General features: G+C 72.9%; 2 protein-coding genes and 2 pseudogenes. 1 reads left to right on the forward strand and 3 read right to left on the reverse strand.

The genetic code is table 11. The features are described from left to right. The 3 genes and pseudogenes from HY68_RS43665 to HY68_RS11260 form a co-directional block, all read right to left on the reverse strand. Positions 1-644, reverse strand: a pseudogene (locus HY68_RS43665) (hypothetical protein); the annotation flags it as partial. 175 nt (positions 645-819) lie between these two features. Continuing rightward, positions 820-1,779 (reverse strand): annotated as a pseudogene (locus HY68_RS11255) (hypothetical protein); the annotation flags it as partial. Between the two features lie 142 nt (positions 1,780-1,921). After that, positions 1,922-3,400, reverse strand: a complete 1,479-nt coding sequence (locus tag HY68_RS11260; protein WP_041995712.1) for an APC family permease — start codon at positions 3,398-3,400, stop codon at positions 1,922-1,924. A gap of 186 nt (positions 3,401-3,586) precedes the next feature. Between HY68_RS11260 and HY68_RS11265 the strand changes: the two genes are divergently transcribed. Continuing rightward, a partial coding sequence (locus HY68_RS11265) for an ABC transporter permease (RefSeq protein WP_107070073.1) occupies positions 3,587-6,048 on the forward strand: 2,462 nt, incomplete at its 3' end.

Genomic DNA, 6,048 nt, shown 5'->3' on the forward strand with positions numbered 1-6,048 from the left:
GCAGCCGCCGGTGCGGGCGTCGGCTCGGGCTCCACTACAGGTTCGGGTTCCACGACAGGTTCGGGCTCGACGACCGGCGCGGGTTCCACGACCGGGTCCGTCTCCGCGATCCGTGCCGCCTCGGCCGCCGGCGACTCCGGTGCCGGCTCCGCCGCCACCGGCTCGGATTCGGCCACCGGCGTCGGCTCGGCCTTCTCCGCCACCTGCTCCGGCTCCGGCACCTGCTCCGGCTCGGGTTCCGGCGTCGGCGTCGCCACCGGCGTCGGTTCCGTCGTCGTCTGGGCCGGGACCGTCGGGGCCGGGTCCGCGGGGGCCGGGTCCGCCGATCGCGGTGCCGTGGCCTGGGCCGGGACGCTCCGGGGGGTGGGGTTGTCGAACGACTCGGCCACCAGCTTGGCCGCCGCGTCCTCGTGCGGCGCCGGACGCCGCTCGGGGGCGGGCGCCTTCGCCGGGACCGTCACCGATTCCGTGACCGTTTCCGTGACCGGCTCCGTCACCGACTCCGCGGCCGGGTCCGTCGTCGTGGCCGATTCCGCGCCGGACGACGAACGGTCGGCCTGGGGCGGTACGGAGGCTGCCGCCGACTCGTTACGCTCCTCGCGGTCGCGACCGAACACCTTGCGCAGCAAGCTCCGAATGCCCATGGGTGAGCCTTTCAGACGAGTTGGGTGCCGTGTATGTCCATACCTGGGAACAGGGGTGCGGGAGACATTCCCCGCGACAACCCCGCATCCCTGGCCAGGGCGGATACGTAAGGTTAGCGGCCGTCCGGGACGATCACCGGCAGGGGCGCCCCAACAGATGGCCGGTCACGGCCGGTCAGGACAGCCGCGCCGCCTTGCGGTACGAGGTGAACTGCTCGGCCGGGTCGCCCGTGTACGACCACGGCACCCGCGCCGCACGCCACCCCAGCAGCCGGAACAGCTCGCGCGCCTCGCCGTCCAGACCCGCGTAGCAGGCCGCGTGGGTCAGGTAGTTGAGCTCGCTGACCTCTTCCGGACGTACGGGTCCCGCGGGGCGCCAGCCGATCCACCGGTCGAAGGTGCGGCGCACCTCGGTCACCGCCAGTTCGTGGTGCCAGTGCTGCTCCTGGCCGAAGTTGCGGCCGACGAGGTCCCTGGCCCTGCGCCGTTCGTGCGCCGTCTCCGCGACATGGCGGTACTCCTCGACGCGGGCTATCTGCACCAGGACCGGCAGCGGCGAGCCCTTGGGCGCCACGCCGGCGGCGTCGCGCGCGAAGTCGTACATCCGGCCGTGGGTGCCGTGCCAGCGCGCCGAGAGGTAGCGCAGCAACTGCACGTGGCCCTCCATGTTGTACGGGTCGCGCCGGCGCAACTCGTCCCACCAGCGCTGCAGCTCGCCCCGGCTGACGCCCTTCTCGTAGAGCCGGGCGACGGTGAGCAGCGAGACCCAGGGCATCGGGTCGTCGCGGCGGGCGCGCGCCGCGTTCACGCACGACAGCACGACCGCGTCGAGCCGGGTCTCGTCGATCATCCCGGGGCCGCGGCCCGCAGCGATGGCCTGGTTGAAGACGCGTACCACCTCGGTGGCCGCGCGCAGCACCGCCGCGTCGGGGCAGTCGGGTTCGGCGGCCCGCCAGGTCTCGGCGGCCGAGCTGTCGGCGGCGGCGTGGGAGAGGATCCGCAGCCGCTGGGTGCGCAGCGGCCAGTTGTCGCCGGTTTCGCGCAGCAGGTCGCGTACGCCCTGCCAGCGGCCGATAACGATGTCTTGGCGCGCCGCTGTGAGCTGTCGGTCGCCGAAGTCCGGGTCGAAGTCGGGGCCTTCGTTCTTCCCCGGCTGGCGCTCCGGACGCTCGGGGCGGTCCGGGGCGCTCTTCGGTGCCCGGTGCCGGTGTGTGGTGATGGCGGCCCCCCTCCCTCGGACGTGGATACAAGCTCAACGGACGTGGCGCCGACTCGGATCAGAAGTCGGTCGCCATCGCCTCCTCGGGGCGGCCGGCCCCCGCCGTCAGCCCCGTGTCCGCGTACGCCCCGTCGTCTTCGGCGGAGCGTGTGGCGTCCAGTGTCGCCGGACGGTAGTACGAACTGCCCTTCCGCCAATACCAGAACATCGGCACAAGCCCCGCTGCGAGCCCGCCGATCCCGATGCAGATCGCGGTCGTCGTCAGTTCGCCCAGCGACTCGAAGAAGATCCAGAACATGAACACCGCGCCGACCAGGGGCCACAGGCCCGCGAGGAAGAACGTGCGGAACGACCGCAGCAGGAGCTTGCGGTACGCGACGACGACGGCGAGCCCCGCGAGGCCGTAATAGACCGACACCTGGAGGGAGATGGCGGTGACGGCGTCGGAGATGATCTCGGTGACCGAGCCGAGCACGGTGGCGGCGGCGAGCATGCCGATCCCGGCGCACCCGACGACCGTGATCGCCACCCAGGGGGTGTTCCAGGTGCGGTGCACCTTGCCGAGCGAGGCCGGCAGGGTGCGGTCGCGGCCCATGGCGAACAGCGAGCGCGTCACCTGAATGAGTGTCGTCTCCAGCGTCGCGACGGTGGACAGCAGCACGGCGACGATGAGGAACTTGCCGCCGACGCCCGGCCAGATCACATCGCCGAGCACGCCGAGGACGTTGGCGCTGCCCGCCGAGATCTGCCGCTCCGTCAGGATGATGTTGGTGGCGATGGTGAACGCCTCGAACAGCAGGAAGACGATCCCGACGCCGACGAGCGCGGCGAACCCGGAGTTCCTGCGGCTGTTGCGGGTCTCCTCGCTGAGGTTGCTGGTGACGTCCCAGCCCCAGTAGTAGAAGGCGGCGATCAGCGCGCCGGACGCGAACCCCGAGGGCCCGTCGAAGTGGCTGAAGCCGAGCCAGGACCAGTCGAAGGCGTGCGCGGTGCCGTCGTGCAGGAGGGCGGCCAGCAGGAAGACGACCAGCAGCGTCACTTCGACGCCGGACAGCAGCAACTGCGCCCGTACGGTGAGCCGCGCGCCGCCGAGCACGATCAGCACCATCAGCGCCAGCCAGCCGGCGCCCACCAGCGCGGCGAGCGACGTGTGGGTGGCGAGGGCCGGGTCGAAGATCGCCAGGGTCATGGCACCGGCCGGCAGCGACCCGGCCACCATGAAGATCGTCGTGGAGATGACCAGCGCCCAGCCGGAGATGAAGCCGAGGAACGGGTGCAGGGTGCGGGCCACCCAGGAGTACGCGGCGCCCGCGTTGGGGTCCAGTCTGCCGAGCCTGCCGTAGGCGAGCACGATCCCCAGCATGGGTATCGCGCAGTACAGGAGCGCGGCGGGGCTGGCGAGTCCGACCGTGGCGACGAGCACGGCGGTGGTGGCCGCGATCGAGTAGGCCGGCGCACTTCCTGCGACCGCCATCACCACGGTGTCGAACCTGCCGAGGACATTGGGCTGCAGCCCTCTGCGGGAATTGCTGCGCATGGCGTTCACTGCTTCCGTGTTTGGAAGGAAGCCTTCTTAAAAGAAGATCGAGCCGCATGGTAGCGGTGTGCGGCCCGCCCTGTGGGGGCGAGCCTGTCGGTCGCCGCCCACCTGGGGTTTGCCCCACCCCGAGGTCGCCGGGAGACCCCATGGGCCGGGGCGGCCCGGCTCCGTAGCGTCGTAGCCATGACTAAAGGCGGCGGTACGGGGCGGTTGGCGGTACGGACTCTGAGGTTCCGGAAGAGTGGCTTCCTCGCCACCTTCGTCGCGCTCTTCTTCGGCACGGCCATCGTCATGGCCTGCGGCGGACTGATGGAGACCGGGATCCGCAACAACGTGCCGCCCGAGCGGCTCGCCGGTGCCACGGCCGTCGTCGTCGGCGACCGGTCGTACGAACTGCACCCGGGCAACTCCGAGGACAGCGAGAGCGCCGTCCTGGCGGAGAGCGTGCCGCTGGATGCCGCGCTGGCCGGGCAGCTCGCGCGGACGCCTGGGGTGGAGCGGGTCGTCGGTGACGTCACGTTCCCGACGACGCTACTCGGTGCGCACGGTCCGGCACAGACGCGGGCCGAGGGTCACGGCTGGGATTCCGCTTCCCTCGCGCCGTACACGCTCGACGGCGGCAGGGCGCCCGCCGGGCCCCGCGAGGTCGTCCTGGACGCCGGGACCGCCGCGCGGGCCGGGGCGGCCGTCGGTGACACCGTCACGGTCGCCGCGCACGGCGGCGCCGCCGGGTACCGGGTCAGCGGCATCGCCGCCGCCCGGGACACGTCCCCGGAGCCCGCGCTGTTCTTCGCCCCCGCCGAGGCGGCCCGGCTCGGTGGCCACCCGGGCACGGTCGGCGCTTTCGCCGTCGTGGCGAAGCCGGGCACCGACGTGGCGCGGCTCAAGGGCGCGCTCGCCTCGGCCGTGGGCACCGGCGGCACCCCCGTCACGGTCCTCACGGGCGACGACCGCGGCCTCGCCGAACACCCGGACGCGGTGGCGCAGCGCGAGGACCTGATCGCCGTCTCCGGTGTCTTCGGCGGTACCGCCGTGATGGTCTCGCTGTTCGTCACCGCGGGCACGATGACCCTCGCGGCGGCCCGGCGCAGGCGCGAGCTCGCGCTGCTGCGGGCGATCGGCGCCACCCCGCGCCAGCTGCGCAGGATGCTGCTGACCGAGACCCTGGCGGTCGCCGTCGGCGCGATCCTGCTGGCCTGGCTGCCCGGGAAGTGGCTGGGCCGTGAGCTGTTCGACCGGCTGGCGGGCGGCGGGGTCACCGACCGGGCCGTCGAGTTCAGCCAGGGGTGGATCCCGGTGGTCACCGCCGGCGGTGCGCTGCTGCTGACGGCGCTCGGCGCCGGATTCGTCGGCGCGCGCCGCGCGGTCAAGGCGAAGCCCGTCGAGGCCCTCGCCGACTCGGCACTCCAGCAGCGCTGGTTCAGCGTGACCCGGCTGGTGTTCGCCCTGGTGTTCCTGGCGGGCGCCGCCGCCCTGTCGATCGTGACCTGGGCGGTCATGGACGGTCCCACGGCGGCCAGTACGGCCGTCCCGACGGTCATCTGCGCCGCCATCGGTCTCGCGCTGATCGCCCCGGCCCTGACCAAGGTCTGCGCGGTGCTGCTGCACGGACCGGTGCGCGCCTTGACCGGTGTCTCCGGTCGGCTCGCGATGCTCAACTCCCGTGCCCGTACGGTGCACATCGCCGGCGCCGTGGCACCCGTCCTGCTCGCGGTCGGCTTCACCACCGCTTCCTTGTACGTGCAGACCACCACGACCGAGGTCAGCGAGCGCTCCTTCACGGAGAACCTGCGCGCGGACGCCGTCCTGACCTCCGCATCCGGCACGGTCGACGCCGGACTCGCCGACCGGGCCGCCCGGCTGCCCGGGGTCGCGGCGGCCAGCGCGTACGTGACCAGCGTCGGGTACCTCGAACTGCCGGACGGGAAGGGCTCGCAGACCGACGAGGACGGCATCCCGCTGCAGGGCGTCAGCGCCCGTGGGGCCGCCGGTACGACGGCGGTCGCGGCGAGCAGCGGAAGCTTCGACGGGCTGCGCGGTGACACGATCGCGCTGCCCGAGGGCGACGGGCACCGCACCGGCGACACGGTCACGATGCGGTTCGGCGACGGCGGCACGGCGCGGCTGCGGGTCGTCGCCACGTACCGGCCGAAGGGCACGTCCGAGGCGGCGCTGCTGCCGGTCGGGCTGCTGGCGCCGCACACGACGGCCGGACTGCCGCAGCAGGTCCTGGTGGCGGCGAAGCCGGGCACCGATGTCGTACCGGCGCTGGCGAAGCTGGCGGCGGCCGAGCCGGGGCTCGCGGTCGCCGACCGGGACGCGCTGGTCGCGGCGAACACGGAGAACAGCGACACCCAGGCGGCGGTCAACTACCTGATGGTCGGCGTGATCATCGCGTACACCGCGATCTCGGTGATCAACAGCCTGTCCCTGTCGACCGGCGGCAGGCGCGGGGAGTTCGGGCTCCAGCGGCTGACCGGCGCGACCAGGGCGCAGATCATGCGGATGATGACGATCGAGGGTCTGGTCGTCGCCGCGATCGGGGTGCTGCTCGGCACGGCCGCCTCGCTGACGACCCTGGTGCCGTACGCGCACGTGGCGGGCGGCAGCCGCGGGTGGCTGCCGTCGGGTCCCGGCTGGATCTA

The organism is Streptomyces sp. AcH 505 (assembly GCF_000818175.1).
In the GTDB taxonomy this organism is placed as follows: Bacteria; Actinomycetota; Actinomycetes; order Streptomycetales; family Streptomycetaceae; genus Streptomyces.

Coding starts and splice junctions, on each gene's coding strand:
- HY68_RS11260 (WP_041995712.1), bottom strand. CDS start 3,400: ATGCGCAGCAATTCCCGCAGAGGGCTGCAGCCCAATGTCCTCGGCAGG.